General features: G+C 37.0%; 14 protein-coding genes. 9 read left to right on the forward strand and 5 right to left on the reverse strand.

The features are described from left to right. Nucleotides 1–155 precede the first annotated feature (155 nt). The 3 genes from OQ268_RS06785 (at nucleotide 156) to OQ268_RS06795 (ending at nucleotide 4842) form a co-directional block, all read left to right on the forward strand. Complete coding sequence (locus OQ268_RS06785) at nucleotides 156–2552, forward strand: TonB-dependent receptor (protein WP_265855358.1); 2397 nt, start codon at nucleotides 156–158, stop codon at nucleotides 2550–2552. A gap of 225 nt (nucleotides 2553–2777) precedes the next feature. Continuing rightward, nucleotides 2778–3851, forward strand: a complete 1074-nt coding sequence (gene serC / locus OQ268_RS06790; RefSeq protein WP_265855359.1) for a 3-phosphoserine/phosphohydroxythreonine transaminase — start codon at nucleotides 2778–2780, stop codon at nucleotides 3849–3851. 40 nt (nucleotides 3852–3891) lie between these two features. Next, a complete protein-coding gene (locus OQ268_RS06795) occupies nucleotides 3892–4842 on the forward strand; it encodes a D-2-hydroxyacid dehydrogenase (RefSeq protein ID WP_265855360.1) in 951 nt (316 codons plus the stop codon). 197 nt (nucleotides 4843–5039) lie between these two features. Here OQ268_RS06795 and OQ268_RS06800 read toward each other — a convergent pair whose 3' ends face one another. Next, nucleotides 5040–5558, reverse strand: coding sequence for a hypothetical protein (locus tag OQ268_RS06800; protein ID WP_265855361.1), 519 nt, complete (start codon nucleotides 5556–5558; stop codon nucleotides 5040–5042). A 261-nt stretch (nucleotides 5559–5819) separates the two neighbouring features. Next, nucleotides 5820–6599 (reverse strand): SAM hydrolase/SAM-dependent halogenase family protein, encoded by a 780-nt coding sequence (locus tag OQ268_RS06805; RefSeq protein ID WP_265855362.1) that lies wholly within the window; start codon nucleotides 6597–6599, stop codon nucleotides 5820–5822. A 103-nt stretch (nucleotides 6600–6702) separates the two neighbouring features. On the opposite strand from OQ268_RS06805, the gene OQ268_RS06810 reads away from it, so the two are divergent. From OQ268_RS06810 to OQ268_RS06830, 5 genes are all read left to right on the forward strand, one after another. Next, on the forward strand, nucleotides 6703–7662 hold the full coding sequence (locus OQ268_RS06810) for a PhoH family protein (protein ID WP_265855363.1): 960 nt from the start codon (nucleotides 6703–6705) through the stop codon (nucleotides 7660–7662). A gap of 61 nt (nucleotides 7663–7723) precedes the next feature. After that, entirely contained in the window at nucleotides 7724–8005 is a 282-nt protein-coding gene (locus tag OQ268_RS06815) for a hypothetical protein (RefSeq protein WP_265855364.1), read from the forward strand. A gap of 86 nt (nucleotides 8006–8091) precedes the next feature. Next, nucleotides 8092–9036 carry a phosphoribosylaminoimidazolesuccinocarboxamide synthase gene (locus OQ268_RS06820; protein ID WP_265855365.1) on the forward strand — a complete coding sequence of 315 codons (945 nt, stop codon included), beginning with the start codon at nucleotides 8092–8094 and terminating at the stop codon, nucleotides 9034–9036. Nucleotides 9037–9071: 35 nt separating this feature from the next. Continuing rightward, on the forward strand, nucleotides 9072–9449 hold the full coding sequence (locus OQ268_RS06825; RefSeq protein WP_265855366.1) for an STAS domain-containing protein: 378 nt from the start codon (nucleotides 9072–9074) through the stop codon (nucleotides 9447–9449). 69 nt (nucleotides 9450–9518) lie between these two features. Beyond that, the gene (locus OQ268_RS06830; protein WP_265855367.1) at nucleotides 9519–10424 is read left to right on the forward strand and encodes a ribonuclease Z; all 906 of its coding nucleotides are present in this window, start codon (nucleotides 9519–9521) and stop codon (nucleotides 10422–10424) included. Between the two features lie 176 nt (nucleotides 10425–10600). On the opposite strand, the gene OQ268_RS06835 is transcribed toward OQ268_RS06830, so the two are convergent. The 3 genes from OQ268_RS06835 to OQ268_RS06845 form a co-directional block, all read right to left on the reverse strand. Beyond that, complete coding sequence (locus OQ268_RS06835; protein ID WP_265855368.1) at nucleotides 10601–11554, reverse strand: MlaD family protein; 954 nt, start codon at nucleotides 11552–11554, stop codon at nucleotides 10601–10603. Between the two features lie 170 nt (nucleotides 11555–11724). Continuing rightward, nucleotides 11725–12501: an N-acetylmuramoyl-L-alanine amidase family protein gene (locus tag OQ268_RS06840; RefSeq protein ID WP_265855369.1), complete on the reverse strand. Its 777-nt coding sequence runs from the start codon at nucleotides 12499–12501 to the stop codon at nucleotides 11725–11727. 11 nt (nucleotides 12502–12512) lie between these two features. Then, nucleotides 12513–13376, reverse strand: coding sequence for an N-acetylmuramoyl-L-alanine amidase family protein (locus OQ268_RS06845; RefSeq protein ID WP_265855709.1), 864 nt, complete (start codon nucleotides 13374–13376; stop codon nucleotides 12513–12515). A 74-nt stretch (nucleotides 13377–13450) separates the two neighbouring features. Here OQ268_RS06845 and OQ268_RS06850 point away from each other — a divergent pair, with 74 nt between their 5' ends. Continuing rightward, complete coding sequence (locus tag OQ268_RS06850) at nucleotides 13451–16126, forward strand: putative LPS assembly protein LptD (RefSeq protein WP_265855370.1); 2676 nt, start codon at nucleotides 13451–13453, stop codon at nucleotides 16124–16126. Nucleotide 16127: the final 1 nt, after the last annotated feature.

Below are 16127 nucleotides of genomic sequence, written 5' to 3' on the forward strand. Positions count from 1 at the left end.
TGATATAGTTCCGTGAATCATTTGATACCAAAATGCAAATAGGGAGGTTTTATTGCTTGTTGACTCATTTTCATTAGATAATATAACTTTATGTTCTGGCAGCCAATAATTTTCTTATCTAAGTGATGTTAAGCATTCGGGTATTTCTTCTCATTATGATAGCCAGCTTTGGTGTAGCTGTTGCCCAACCTTTGGTAAGGGTGACAGGGATCGTTTACACAGAAAACAAAATACCCTTATCACAAGTAACTGTTATTGTTTTAGGTCAGGCGCAATCTACCACTACCGATGAATTTGGCGTTTATACCATCTATTCAAAAACAAAATCCTTTGCCATAAAATATTCCTTACTTGGATATCAACCTAAAACTTTAAAGTTTACCGAACCATCTGGTGCCAGGATTACACAATTGATTAACCTTGTTGCCAATGTGAACGAATTAGAACAAGTAAATATCACCAATAAGCAAAATCAACTTAGTAATACCACAACAATAAACATTGCTGATGTTGCCTCGATGCCATTGGTTTCGGGTAATTTTGAAACGATGCTTAAAACCCTTCCTGGGGTATCTACCAACAATGAGTTAAGTGCACAGTATAGTGTTAGAGGAGGTAATTTTGATGAAAACCTAATCTATATTAACGATGTAGAGGTAAACCGACCAGTCCTGATTCGAAATGGACAGCAAGAGGGCTTAAGCTTTATCAACTCAGAAATGGTAAGCAAGGCCAAATTTTCTGCAGGAGGCTTCGAAGCTAAATATGGCGATAAGCTCTCATCTGTGCTTGATATTCGGTATGATAAACCAGATAGTAATGAAACCGTATTAAGCACGAGTTTGCTGAATACTTCACTTACATTTAAAAGAAATTTAAAAAAAAGCTTTCTGATTGCCGGATTACGATATAAAAATAATACCAGCGTGCTCATCAGGCAAGATGAGAAAGGTAGTTACAACCCAAATTTTGCTGATGCACAACTGTTATATCAGTATGATTTTTCACCAAAGTTTAACCTAAGCGTTTTAGGAACTTTTAATTTAGGACAGTTCAAGTTAATCCCTACAAACCGCGAAACACAATTTGGAACGCTAAGTACCACACTGCGCCTAGATGTAGACTATACCGGGAAGGAGATAGATGATTACCGGACTTTGGGGACAGCGATAACGGCTTCATATGTTCCTAAGCCAAACTTAGTAATCAAATTTATCAACAGCTTTTTTAATACTATTGAAAGAGAACGGTTCGATATTGATGGCAGTTACGTCTTTAATGAGGTGGACAATACTTTTGGCTTAGAAAATTTCGGGCCTGTTACCAAAAACCGCGGTATTGGTAGTTATTATAATTATGGCAGAAATAGCCTCAATACGCGGATTTTAGCATCTGAGATAAAGGTTGATCAAAACTTTGATAATCACGTGTTTTCATGGGGTTTAAAATTCGATCAATCTCGATACGACGACCGCCTAAAAGAGTATAGCTACACCGATTCAGCTGGATATATTCTCCCAAACAACACTTCAAACATTACCCTTCAAAATCTAATTGATGTTGAGAATAATATTGACATTAGAAACTATAGCGCTTATATCCAAGATAGTTACTCCCTTTCTGCGGCTGCAGAACTTCAACTCGGTGCCCGTGCATCTTTCAATTCATTAAGCAGGGAGCTGATGATTAGTCCAAGGATTTTGCTTGCTTATAGGCCTAATGCAAACAACAAAATCCTGAGGTTTACAGCTGGGGTCTATAAGCAGCCACCATCTTACCGTACAATCAGAGATATATCAGGAAGATTAAATATTAGTCAAAAAGCGCAGATATCTTATAATACTTCTTTAGGGTACGATTATGCGTTTGATGCATTCGGCACCCGTTTGAAATTTACCTCAGAAGTTTATTTCAAGTATTCTGACCGGTTAATACCTTATAAAATTGATAATCTAACTATTAAATATTTGGCTAATGAAGTTTCGAGAGGCTACGCTTATGGCGCAGATTTGAGTATTGGAGGTGAGTTCGTGAAGGATTTGGTATCTTATTTTCGCATTTCGATAATGCATGCAAATGAGGATATCGCTGGAGATAGCTATATCCAGAGTAATGAAACAGTCTATCCGGGTTTCTTGAAGCGTCCTACAGATCAGCGTGTAAATTTTTCCGTTTTTTTTCAGGATAAGCTATTAAATAGCCCAACTTATAAGGTTCATTTGAATGCTTTATATGGATCACGCCTACCTATTGGCCCTTCACAAACCCCAAAATATTTAGACAAGTTTTTTATACCTTCCTATAAACGCGTTGATATTGGATTTTCTAAAGATTTTCTAGATGATGCAGCTTTACACAAGCCCAAGTTCCTCGATAAAAATTTCAATTCGTTTATCCTCTTTTTTGAGGTATTTAATATGCTTAACATCAATAATACGGTCTCATATTTATGGCTTAAGGATGTTGATAACTTTCAATATGCTATACCGAACTATTTAACCGGACGACAGTTTAACCTTAAGTTAATTGTTAAGTTAAAAAACAAGCATTAGTATATACTGTATCGATTGTTTATTACCACATTGGGCATACTTTTCGTTAAATTTCATTGCGACGTAAAATTTCGATTCTGTTTGCTGCAGAAATTGAAAATACATCAATAAAATACCCGAAATCGAGAGGTTTTTTAACAAATTTTGATTTTTTAGATTGCGATTTTATAGTCATAAATGCTTTTAAAATTTTACATTTACCCCCATAAAACATTATATAATAAGATGAAGCATAATTTTGGCGCAGGCCCTTGTATTTTACCTCAAGAAGTGTTTAAACAAGCTGCACAAGCAGTTTTAGATTTTAACGATGGATTATCAATTTTGGAGATTTCGCATAGAACAACAGAGTTTGAGGCTGTTGTTGCTGAAGCTGAAAAATTGGTGAAGGAACTATTAAATGTTCCCTCTGGTTATTCCGTTTTGTTTTTACAAGGTGGGGCAAGTTTACAGTTTGCAATGGTTCCTATGAATTTATTAGGTGATGATCAAACTGCAACTTATTTGGATACAGGTGTTTGGGCTACTAAGGCGCTAAAAGAGGCTAAGTTTATTGGAAACGTAAATATAGCTGCCTCGTCCAAAGAGGCTAACTATACTTTTATCCCGAAGGACTTTGAAATTCCCTCAGATAGTGCATATTTTCACTATACATCTAATAATACAATTTACGGTACCGAGCTATTCAATGTTCCGCAAACCAGTATTCCCGTAGTTTGTGATATGTCTTCTGATATAATGAGTAGGGTAATAGATGTTTCGCAATTCGACTTAATCTACGCAGGTGCACAAAAAAATGTTGGTCCTGCCGGTTTAACCATTGCAATTGTGAAGAATGAGATTTTAGGTAAAATAGACCGTAAAATTCCATCGATGCTAAATTACCAGTCGCATATAGATAATGGCTCCATGTACAATACACCTCCAGTATTTTCAATCTATGTGGCGTTGTTAAACCTACGCTGGTTAAAGTCTAAAGGTGGTGTAGCTGAAATTGAAAAAGAGAATAAACAAAAAGCAGAGGCACTTTATAGAGAAATTGATCGTAATCCTTTATTTAAAGGTACTTGTGCACTAGAGGATCGCTCCAGAATGAACATTTGTTTCGTGATGGAAAATGCGGAACTTGAAAAGCCATTTTTAAAGCATGCTGAAGAACAAGGGATTGTGGGAATCAAAGGACATAGAAGCGTTGGTGGTTTTAGAGCGTCGATGTATAACGCGTTGCCAATTACCAGTGTACATGCTTTAATTGATGCGATGCAATCTTTCGAAGAAAAGCAGGCAAAAATAAATTAATTTAATAGAAACACAGCTTTAGGTTGAACCATCATAAAAAATGATTAAGATATTAGCAAACGATGGAATTGATCCCATCGGTAAAGAATTATTGGAGAAGGCAGGTTTCCAAGTAGACACAGAAACCATTGCGCAGGAAGATTTGGCAGAAGCATTGAAAAGTTACGATGCAATTACGGTTAGAAGCGCCACGAAGTTACGTAAAGAACTTATCGACGCTGTACCTAATATTAAGTTAATTGGTAGGGGCGGTGTTGGTATGGATAACATTGACGTAGAATACGCCAGAAGTAAGGGTATTGCCGTAGTTAATACGCCAGCTGCATCATCATTATCAGTAGCAGAACTTGTATTCTCTCATTTGTTTACCGGCATCAGATTCTTGCAAGATGCAAATCGAAAAATGCCAGTAGAAGGCGCTTCCCAATTTAATAATCTTAAAAAAGCCTATGCCAAAGGAACCGAATTAAGCGGTAAAACAATTGGTATTATCGGTTTTGGTAGAATTGGCCGTGCCACAGCAAAGGTAGCCTTGGGCTTGGGTATGAATGTTCTAGCTTATGATTTGTATCCATCAGAATCTGAAATTACCCTTGATTTTCAAGGAGGTAAATCAGTAAGCATACCTATTAAAACGGTTTCACTCGAAGAGGTAATTTCAGGAAGTGATTTCCTCAGTTTGCATACGCCATTTGCAGATAAGCCGATTTTAGGGGCTGATGAATTTGCAAAAATGAAGAATGGTGTTGGAATGGTGAATTGTTCTCGTGGCGGAACGTTAGACGAACAAGCCCTAATTTCGGCACTGGATTCTGGCAAGGTTGCTTTTGCTGGGTTAGATGTTTTTGATAATGAACCAACTCCCTTAGCCGCAATTCTAAATCACCCGAAAATATCATTAACACCACATATTGGCGCATCTACCAATGAAGCTCAAGAACGTATTGGTACGGAATTGGCAACATTGATTATTGAGCATTTCAAAAAATAACTTTCATTTTGTCGTTTTGAGCTTGTTGGAAAACGAAACTGTAATTTCGACAAGTTCAAAACGATATTTATCAGTCCAAAGCTTGGGTTAATACCCAATATCGATAGCCTAAAATTGCCTTTTCAAATGTTGTTAGTTTATTTGGATCCTTTTTAATCAGGCTCGGCAAAATCGCATTGTTCAATTTCAATAACACCTTAAATAGTCGCTTTTTCATTTTTTTTCAGTTTTTTATTGAAGAAATACATTCCGCCAAACATCACTAATAGTAGAAATGCGATGATGTAATAAGAGATACCACTACCATTCTTGGCTGCAATATCCTTCTTTAATTCTTCATTTTGGTCTTGCAGTTTCTTGATGGTAAGCATGTAGTTGTTAATTCTTTCCTGTGAATTATCTGCTATCGAAACTTTCTTTTGATTTTCTAGATCTTTATAGTCCATTAGCACCTTAAGTTCCTTGAAAATATTATTGTCTGTCAATACGACCTGACGAAGAATCTCGTTTGAATTTTTGATATCTTTTTTCGTTTGCCATCCAAATATTCCTGTCCTTTTAGTCAAGCTTTCATCGTATTGCCCAAACTTCGCACTTCGCTCTGCTAATAAAGAATTAACCTTAACGCGTTGAGCAGCGTAGCTTGAAGTATCTTGTTGGGCGAAGGTTTGGTAGCCCATTATTAAGATCGATAGTAAACATACATATTTCCTCATTCGATATAAACGTTAGAAGCGTATAAGTTGTTTGAAAGCAAGTTCCTTTGGCATGAGCGTATCCGGTTTCAATATTCCCATTCACCCTCATTTAAGACGATATAGCAAAACATTAAACTTTGAAAGCGAAATAAAAAGCTGAAAAAACACGCTAAACTCCAAGAGTGATGAAACCAGGTAATTAGCTGATCAATGAACTTATTCACATAGCAATCTGTCTATCAATAAACTATTGAACTAAAAATGAGTGAATAAGTTAACCTAAGAATGAAACTCGACCCTCACGATATCGCCGAGATGCAAACCAAGCAATCCACTTGCCTTGCCTTTATTGATTGCAATTTCTAAATGGTTACTAATTCCAAAGAGACAAAGTTTCTCGCCTTCCTGAACCTCGTTGTAATGCCAACTAAGTTGGGTAATGGTTTCACTTTTTCTGAAGTATAAAGTGAAGTCTCTGTTCTTTTGAATTCTGGTGAACAAGTCTTTTGTAATGTTAGTAATCACGTTACAAAATGTATCAATATAAATTACACTTCCTCTGATGATATCTCGCTCAATTACAGGGTGTAAAAGCATCTTTTGCTCAATATTTGCTACAGGTATGCCAATATCTTTAAGTTTGCCACCTTTTGCAAGGTGAGTTGCCGCTTTAACAAAAATATCTACCAACGGAAAATGAAGGTATTTCAAATCCTGCATGATATTTAACTCTACAACGTCTTCAGGTACATCATCGAAAAGCAAAGAAAATATTCCATTATCTGCACCTACAAAGAAGTGATCTTTATGTTTTATAGCGATGTACTTCGTGTTTTCACTATAAACAGAATCAATGCCTATAAGATGGACCGTGTTTTTAGGAAAGTATGGGTAGGCATTTTTTAATACAAACGCAGCGTAGGAAATATTAAATGATGGAACTTCATGGGTAATATCAACTAAATTAACATTAGGCATAAGACTTAGCAAACTACCTTTGAGGGCACTTTGGTAAAAATCTTTCGAACCTAAATCTGTTGTTAAAGTAATTATCCCCATGAAAAATTCATTATTATTGCTTATTCTTGTGCATAGGCCTAAGCGTCTGCAAATATTCAAATTTTAATTAATATACCCCGATAACTTTTTAAAATACTACAGTTTGAACGAATTAAAATTAACCCTAGATACCGTAAATCCAGCTCACTTCTGGGGTGCTAACAACGAGAATTACGAAATGATTAAGAGCGCTTTCGCAAAGTTAAAACTGGTAGCGAGAGGAAGTGATGTCAAGGTACTCGGGGATGAGCAAGAGCTTAAAACTTTTGAGGAGAAATTTAATCAATTGGTTGCACATCTTGAGAAATATAGCTCATTAACAAATAATGATGTGGAATCGATTCTGGGGGCTAAAACAATTGGTACACAGAAAAAAGAGGTAGACCAGCCAACAGGCGGAGGGGGTGAAGTAATTGTTTTTGGTACTAATGGGTTACTCGTTAAAGCACGCACAGCGAATCAGCGCAAAATGGTAAGCAGCATTGCTAAAAATGATATTCTATTTGCTATTGGTCCGGCTGGTACCGGAAAAACCTATACTGCTGTTGCACTTGCGGTAAGAGCACTTAAGAACAAGGAAATTAAGCGAATTATTCTAACTCGTCCGGCGGTTGAGGCTGGTGAAAACCTGGGTTTCTTGCCAGGAGACTTAAAAGAGAAAATCGATCCCTATTTACGCCCGCTTTATGATGCGCTGGATGATATGATTCCTGCTGAGAAGTTAAAGTTTTATATCGAGAACCGAACGATTGAAATTGCTCCATTGGCTTTTATGCGTGGTCGAACGCTTGATAATTGCTTCGTTATATTGGATGAGGCCCAGAATGCTACAGACATGCAGCTGAAAATGTTTTTAACGCGTATGGGTCCAACTGCTAAGTTCATCGTAACAGGAGACGTAACTCAGGTCGATTTGCCAAAGAAACAAATGTCTGGCTTATTTAATGGTCTAAGAATTCTAGAAGACATAAAAGGAATCGATATTATTTATCTAAGTGGTGAAGATGTAGTTCGCCACAAGTTAGTTAAAGACATTTTGAAAGCTTATGGAGATATTCAGTAAGTTTTGAGGTTTGCAAATGAAGGATCTAGATTTGAATATCAATTAGCAAGACATCAATCTTATGCTCCAATTTATCCTCAATAAAAAATTCACTTTAGCTTTTGAAGCTTTGGAGAATAAATTGAGGTTAGTCCTTTTTGAAGGCGATGAAGAATTGGTTTGCAGAATAGAAAAGCTTAAAAATTTGCAGCACTTTTTGGCAGAAGACCAAACTCATCTTTTTAAAGGGAGGTTACAGCTTAGCAAAAGAGGAGGTGTTATTGAAGTTTTGGTGAAACAAAAATCTGTTGGCATCAGCTCATCAAGTACTTTCAGGGAAATTCTGCAAGCTAGCAATACTTAAATCTTCAAATTCTGCCTTAAACTTCGTGATCGCAAATCAAGTCTCATATCGTACTACTCATATCTTTTTCCTATTTTTATGCCCTCATGAAAGCACTAAAAGAAACTCACTTTAATTTTCCAAATCAAAGCAATTTTTACAAAGGCAAGGTACGCGATGTGTATACAATTGCCGATCAGTCTATGGTAATGGTAGTGTCAGACAGGATATCTGCCTTTGATGTGGTTTTGCCAGAAGCGATTCCATTTAAAGGACAGGTGCTTAACCAAATAGCCGCTAAATTTCTAGAAGCCACTCAAGACATCGTTCCAAATTGGGTTTTGTCTGTGCCAGATCCAATGGTTACAATTGGAAGGATCTGCGAACCATTCAAAGTTGAGATGGTGATTCGTGGCTATCTTGCTGGACATGCCTGGCGGGAATACAGCTCAGGTAAGAGAATGGTTTGTGGCATTGCTTTACCCGAAGGACTAAAAGAAAATGATAAGCTGCCGCAACCTATCATCACGCCGACCACAAAAGCATCAGTTGGGCACGATGAAGATATTTCTAAAGAAGATATTCTGGCTAAAGGAATTGTTTCAATATCAGACTATGAAAAACTTGAAGAATATACCTATCAGTTGTACCAACGGGGTACTGAGATCGCAGCAAAAAGCGATTTAATTTTAGTAGATACTAAATACGAATTTGGTAAAGCCGATGGCGTTATCTACTTAATTGATGAAATCCATACGCCAGATTCTTCGCGTTATTTTTATGCAGAGGGATATCTACAACGCCAGGATGCCGATGAGCCCCAAAAGCAACTATCAAAAGAGTTTGTTAGGAAATGGTTGATCGAAAATGGTTTCCAAGGCAAAGACGGGCAAGTTGTTCCAGAGATGACCCCAGAAATTGTAAATTCTATTTCGGAAAGATATATCGAACTATATGAGCAAATTGTAGGTGAAAAGTTCGTCAAAGCTGATGCCGAATCCATCTCAACCCGTATCGAAAGCAATGTGCTTAAGGCTTTGGAAACCCTTTAAATTTTTATACATTTATAACGTAAAGATTAAAAGCAATGAAATTTTCAGTTGATAAACACGATAAATACGTAACCTTAAAGTTAAAAGAACCTAGGTTTACGAATGATAATGCTCCAGGATTAAAATCTGAATTGTATTTACTAAACGCCGAAGGTTTTAAAAACATAATTGTAGATCTTAGTCAAGTAAAAGAATGCACAGATGCACAAGATCTAAGTTGCCTTTTAGTGGGCGATCGATTATGTAAATCTGCGGGTGGTTTGTTTATCGTTACCGGTATAAACGACCAGATTGCACCAATTATAGAATTATCAAACATATTCCAGTCTGTAACGTTTGTTAATACATTAGCAGAGGCAACTGATTTCATCTTTATGGATGAGCTGGAAAAAGAATTTAGAGGCGCTCAATAGCGATTATAAAATACAACTTAAGCCTCGTAGTTATTCATTATCTACGAGGCTTTTTATATCAATAGCACAATGAAATTTGAGGTAACGATTCTTGGAAGTAGCTCTGCGACACCTGTTTACAATAGAAATCCATCGGCGCAGCTTTTAAATTGTAACGAAAAATTTTATTTGATAGATTGTGGAGAGGGTACTCAACTACAGTTGTCTAAATACAACCTAAAAGCAAACCGGATAGATTATATTTTTATCAGTCACTTACATGGCGACCATTATTTCGGACTAGTTGGTCTCCTGTCAAGCTTGCACCTCAATGGTCGTACGAAGGCTATTCAGATTTTTGCGCCTGCGCCTTTATCAGAAATTTTAGAAATTCAATTTAAATATTCTGATACCACGTTACGTTATCCCATTGAATTTACTTCCATTGAAGCCGATATGCCACGGCAGATTTTCGAAAACCAGGATCTAATTGTTAGAACGGTAGTCTTAAATCATCGCATCCCCACAACTGGCTTTGTTTTTCAACAAAAGCCACGTCAGCGTAAGCTTATTAAAGAAAAGACAGACCAGATACCAATGGCATATTATACCGCACTGAAAAAAGGCGTTGATGTGGAGTTGCCGGATGGAAGGATTATCAAAAGCATAGATTATACTTCGCCACCAGATGAACCCAGAAGCTATGCGTACTGTTCTGATACGATGTTAGACAAGCGCTATTTCGAGGCCATAAAAGATTGCGATACGCTTTATCACGAAGCCACTTTTCTACACGAACTCATAGATCGGGCTTTGGAGACCCATCATACCACCGCACTTCAGGCCGGTGAGGTAGCCAAAATTGTTGGCGCTAAAAAGTTGCTTATTGGCCATTTTTCTTCTCGATATAAAACGCTTCAAATGCTATTGGAAGAAACCCAATCAGTATTTCAAAATACCGAATTGGCTGTAGAGGGGAGAACATTTAGTCTTTAGGGTTTTACTAATCAGACAAAAAGAATCTACATCTCGAATATCGGTAGCCACCTCTTGAAGTAGATGTTGTTCTTTCTGTTTATCATTCATTAATCCACTCGAAAACCTTTAAGAAATAATATTCAATAAAAAGGCCCCAGGTGAAACCTGAGGCCCTAATCTTGTTAATAGATTTACTATTTATCTTTCTTATTTCCACCACCAAATACAGAGAAATGGACGTAACGCTTAGGATTAGCTTTTAAGTCTATCATCAACTCATCCAAGTTCTTGCTGGCGTTATTTAGGTTATTATACATTTTTTCATCATTAAGCAATAAGCCTAACGATCCCTTACCATTTTTGATGCCGGCAATAACACTTTGAAGATCATTGATGGCATTGTTGGCATTATCTAGCGTTTCCTTAAAGTTAGCAGCGGCAAACTTGTCGGTAACCGTATTAATGTTGGTAAGAATGTCGCTAATTTTCTTGTTGTTGTTATTCAGATTGGCCGTAATGCCTTCTACATTTTTAAAGATAGCTTCAATACGAGCGCTTTCAGAGCCAACTAAACCGTCAACTTTTCTAGAGGTAGTTTCCAATGATGCCAAAGTTCCTGCTATGCTGTTAAAACTCTTGTCAACATTCTTCTGAAAGTTGGGATTTAAAATGGAGTTTACACTACTTAGAATAGAATCCATTTTGCCAATAATTAGTTCTGCTTTCTTTTGTACTGGTTGCACCTGATCCATTAAACCCTTCTCTACATTAGCATTTAATGTAAAACCATCTTCTGCCATCTTTTTAGAATTACCTAACGACATAACAATTGCTTTGCTGCCCAAAAGATCTGTACCTTCTAATTTGGCAATGCTATTTTCTGGAATGTCATATTTGCTGTTGATACTTAGGGTTGCTAAGATTGTGCCACCAGGCTCAAGCTGTAGTTTTGCCACACGACCAATTTGATACCCATTAATTAAAACTGGTTTTGAAACGGTTAAACCATCCACGCTGGTATATCTGGCAAAAAGGGTGGTTTCACTTGAAAATATCGAATTTCCTTTTAGAAAGTTATACCCAATAATTAATAAAGCAATGGCAAATGCAGCTAAAATGCCTACTTTGGTTTCGTTCTTAATTTTCATCTGTTTCTATTTACGGCTGCAAATGTTGAGTTGATTTATCAAATTTGCTTGAGCGCTATCAATTTTTAATGCAAAGGTATTATAATAGATAATGTTTGCATCAACGATTTTGTTTGCTATTTGTTATTTTACTTGTTAATTATGATTTTGTTAACATTTATAATGCCAAATTAATTTACTTCTATATCTTTCTTGTATGTTTTGATTGCGGCAAAGATCGAAGCGGCAATTTCCGTTTGACCTTTCTCAGAATTGATGTACTTTTCTTCTTCTTTATTCGATATAAAACCAATCTCAGTTAAAACAGAAGGCATACCGCATCGTTGTAACACCAATACACCTTGCTCTTTAACACCTCTGCTTGCTCTATTATCTCTGCTGATGTAGCTATTCTGAATAAGCTTAGCGAATTTTATGCTTTTATCCCGAAACGTGTTCTTAAGTAGCGACATTAAAATGAAAGTGCTGGGATTATTCGGGTCGTAGCCGTCGTATTTGCTTTTATAATTCTTCTCTAACTTAATATCGGCATTTTCCCTTATCGCAGCATCTTGTTCCTTTAATCTATGAGAGCCAGCTACCAAGGTTTCCGCACCTTTGATATGCTTATTTCCAGGAGGCATAGAATTGCAGTGTAAGGAGATAAAAAGATCTGCATTCGCTTCGTTTGCAATTTCAGCCCTGCGGTATAAATCGACATCTACATCTTTTGTACGGGTATAAATAATTCTCACACCAGGCATTTCCGCTTTCAGTTTACTCCCTAGTTTCAATGCAACCTTCAACGCAATGTCTTTTTCTTTTGAGAAACTTCCAGAGGCACCAGGTTTTCTACCACCATGCCCGGCATCGATAACAATAGTTTTTATTTTGTAACCCTGGGCAAAACCCTGGAATGATAGGAGTGAGGCAATGAAAATAGATGTGAATAGAAGTTTAACATTCATTTATTAGGAACTTAAAACGATGTTTCAGCAATACGTTTGTAATTTTTAATTGATTTAATAATTCCGTCTACAATTTCCTTTTGCCCTTCTGGAGAATTCATGTAGTCTTCCTCATCAGGATTACTCACAAAACCAATTTCAGTTAGTACGGCAGGCATTGATGCCCGTGCTAAAACGGCAAGACTTTTCTCTTGAACACCACGATTAATGCGCCCGGCGTTTACATATTCCTGCTGTAAAAGCGAAGCAAATTTCAAACTCCGTTCTCTATTGGTCTGCTTCATCAGCGATAGCATAATATCGTTTTCTGGTGTATTTGCTATAAATCCTTCATAGTTCTTTTGATAATTATCCTCCAGGAACATAGCTGCGTTTTCACGCTTTATTACTTCGTCTTGCTCACTTAACCTACCTGTTCCAGAAACGAATGTTTCAGTACCTTTGGTAGAAGTACTTTTAGACGCTATTGTACGGTAAACAGGAACTCTTTTACCTTTAACTTTTTTGTAATAATCAACCACCCGCGAAACGCGTACCGGCATATCATTTAAGTGTATAGAAATAAATAAATCTGCTTTCGCGTTATTTGCAATATTAATCCTTTCATATAACGGAATGAAGATATCTGTTTCTCTGGTATAGATAACTTTAATGTCTTTAATACTGTCTTGAAGCGCCTTGCCGAGATTAAGCGCAGTTTTTAATGCAACATCTTTCTCTTTAGAATAAACTCCGTGGGTAGCACCATCTTTGCCGCCATGTCCAGCGTCAATTACAATTGTTTTAATTTTATACTCCTGTGCAATAGCTTGATTATCAATTGAATTGCCTAGTACAAAACAAATAATAAGTGTTAAAATGGTTTTAAGATACATCAATGGTATATTTTTCACTAATTTTGAACGTTTTTGATTAAACATCTGTGCAAAAATAACATTCAAATACGAATTTGAAACTTCTTAGGGGCTCTATTTTATTTATTTCTGTCATTTTATTAACACATGGTGTTGGTAAAGCTAACGCATTTTCTGGTTTTTCATTGCAACAAATTCTTCAGCAAGACACTTCCAAAAGGGATACCACTAAAACGGAAAGGAAGAATAACAGCGGATTAGACCAAAAAGTGGAATACAAAGCAGACTCTGTGAAGTTTAATAAAACCAAGAGCGTCATCTACTTATATGGAAATGCTCGTGTGCTATACGGAGATTTTGAACTTGATGCAGATTATATCAGATATGATTCTGATAAAAAAATAATATTTGCCAGTGGAAGAACAGATCCCAAAACAAACAGGTATGTCGGAAAACCTATCTTCAAGTCTGGCGCTGAAGGATCGGCAATTGCAGATTCATTATATTACAATTCTGAAACCACAAGGGCCAAAGTTTTTGGTGTTTTTTCTGAGCAAGAGGGCGGCTTTTTCTCTGGCGGACAAAGCAAAAAGCAAATAGATGATGAGCTGCACATTAAGAATGTAATGTATAGCACCTGTAATTTGCCGCATCCGCATTTTGGACTCATGATTTCGAAAGGCATTGTGACCGAGAAACAGATCATTACCGGTCCGGTGTATATGATTATTGAAGATATTCCAACGCCACTGGGTTTACCTTTTGCGTTTTTCCCAAAACCAAATAAACGAACTTCTGGCATTATCTTACCCTCGCCGGGTGAAGATGCAACCAGAGGGTTTTTCTTGCAAAATGGTGGTTACTATTTAGGTTTGAACGATTATTGGGATGCGAAAATATTGGGAAGTATATATACCAATGGCTCTTATGAAACGAGTATAAACTCACAATACATTAAGCGATATAAATATTCAGGTAATATTGGGTTAAACTATGCTAGTGTAAAAAATGGTTTAGAAGGCACAGAGGCATTCGCAAATCCGAACAAGGATTTTAGCATCAGGTGGTCGCACTCGCAGAATGCCAATGCCAATCCTGGTACAACATTTAGCGCCAGCGTAAACTTAACTTCGAGTAGTTATTATACCAATACTGCTGCCAACCAAACTTACGATATTAGGGCAATAGCAAATAACACAACTAATAGTAGTATCAGCTATTCCAAAACCTTTTCCAATAACATGAACTACTCATTGTCTATGACGACCAATCAGACGTTGAGTACTCGTGATGTATCCATCAGACTGCCAGAGGCTACTTTCAACGTTCCTACATTTAGCCCATTTGACTCCAAGAAACGTGTTGGCGAACAAAAATGGTATCAGAAAATTACGGTAGGTTATGCATTGTTGGGTACGAACGCCATTGATACTAAAGATAGCTTACTTTTTCAGAATGATGGCTTAAAGCGATTAAGATCCGGTTTTTCTCATAACATTCCAGTTAACATGTCCTTCACCGCTCTAAAATACTTAAATTTTTCTCTAGGTGGATCTTACAATGAGGTATGGAATTTCCAAACTATCAGAAATCGTTATACATCGTTCGCAGATAATACCTACACTATTAGAACTGATACAGTAAGTGGCTTTAGAAGGGCTGGAAGTTATAGCTTGTCAACGAGCCTTTCTACAAAGATTTATGGTCTTAAAGTCTTCAAAAACCTTGGAAACATTAAAGCATTAAGGCATGTAATGACGCCGAATGTTTCAATGAGTTATTCCCCAGATTTTACCAAAGCCGGAAGGGGACCGTTCGAACAAGCACTTGATCAAAATAATAAACCTATAATAGATAATATCGGAAACCCGCTAACGTATTCTATATTTCAGGGGATGGCTTACCAGGGCTCTTTTCCGGGAAGATCTGCCTCCATTGGTTTTGGCGTAGATAATACGGTAGAATTGAAGGTAAAATCAAGCAAAGATACTACTGGAACAGGTGAGCGAAAAATTCCGATTATTCAGGGATTAAGCATTACCGGAAGCTATAATTTTCTGGCGGAAAGAAACAAATTGTCTACGCTCAACTTTAGTGGTCGTTCGCAGTTTACAGATAAACTAGGTATTAACTATAATGGTACCTTCGATCCTTATGATTTAGAACCATCAATAGACGCGACCGGAAATCCCATACGAAACGTAGATGGCTCGCCGATCTATGTTCGAAGTAATAACTATTTGCTAAGCAGAGGTAGGCTGGCACGTTTAACATCAATTGGTTTTTCTTTCGATTACAGCTTAAACCCCGAAGCTTTAAAAAGAAAAAATGAAGCTAATGATAAACTTAGCGAAACAGCTAAACAAAAAGGACTTTCGCCATTGCAATCCGAGCAATTGGCGGCCATTAGCAGAGATCCTAATGCGTTCGTCGATTTTAATATTCCATGGAATTTCTCATTTTCTTACAGTTTTCAGTACAGCAATAGTTTGGGTGAGAGCACGGTAAGTAACACGCTCAACTTCAATGGCGATTTAAACCTAACTCCCAAATGGAAAATCACCTTTAATTCGGGTTACGATTTTCAGAATAATGGGTTAACTCCAATGAATATTGGCATCTACCGCGACTTACATTGTTGGGATATGAGTGTGAACTGGGTACCTTACGGCGCCTATAAGAGTTACTCATTAACTTTAAAGGTTAAAGCATCTATCCTTCAGGATTTAAAATTGAGTAAAAGACAAGGTTTCTACAATACTTATCAGTAAT

It is taken from the genome of Pedobacter sandarakinus, assembly GCF_026240095.1.
GTDB classification, from domain to species: domain Bacteria; phylum Bacteroidota; class Bacteroidia; order Sphingobacteriales; family Sphingobacteriaceae; genus Pedobacter; species Pedobacter sandarakinus.

Excerpts from the sequence above, each read along its gene's own strand:
- OQ268_RS06815 (WP_265855364.1), top strand. The coding sequence starts at position 7,724 with ATGCTCCAATTTATCCTCAATAAAAAATTCACTTTAGCTTTTGAAGCT.
- OQ268_RS06805 (WP_265855362.1), bottom strand. The coding sequence starts at position 6,599 with ATGGGGATAATTACTTTAACAACAGATTTAGGTTCGAAAGATTTTTAC.
- OQ268_RS06825 (WP_265855366.1), top strand. The coding sequence starts at position 9,072 with ATGAAATTTTCAGTTGATAAACACGATAAATACGTAACCTTAAAGTTA.
- OQ268_RS06845 (WP_265855709.1), bottom strand. The coding sequence starts at position 13,376 with ATGTATCTTAAAACCATTTTAACACTTATTATTTGTTTTGTACTAGGC.
- OQ268_RS06830 (WP_265855367.1), top strand. The coding sequence starts at position 9,519 with ATGAAATTTGAGGTAACGATTCTTGGAAGTAGCTCTGCGACACCTGTT.
- serC (WP_265855359.1), top strand. The coding sequence starts at position 2,778 with ATGAAGCATAATTTTGGCGCAGGCCCTTGTATTTTACCTCAAGAAGTG.
- OQ268_RS06820 (WP_265855365.1), top strand. The coding sequence starts at position 8,092 with ATGAAAGCACTAAAAGAAACTCACTTTAATTTTCCAAATCAAAGCAAT.
- OQ268_RS06835 (WP_265855368.1), bottom strand. The coding sequence starts at position 11,554 with ATGAAAATTAAGAACGAAACCAAAGTAGGCATTTTAGCTGCATTTGCC.
- OQ268_RS06840 (WP_265855369.1), bottom strand. The coding sequence starts at position 12,501 with ATGAATGTTAAACTTCTATTCACATCTATTTTCATTGCCTCACTCCTA.
- OQ268_RS06785 (WP_265855358.1), top strand. The coding sequence starts at position 156 with ATGATAGCCAGCTTTGGTGTAGCTGTTGCCCAACCTTTGGTAAGGGTG.
- OQ268_RS06795 (WP_265855360.1), top strand. The coding sequence starts at position 3,892 with ATGATTAAGATATTAGCAAACGATGGAATTGATCCCATCGGTAAAGAA.
- OQ268_RS06800 (WP_265855361.1), bottom strand. The coding sequence starts at position 5,558 with ATGAGGAAATATGTATGTTTACTATCGATCTTAATAATGGGCTACCAA.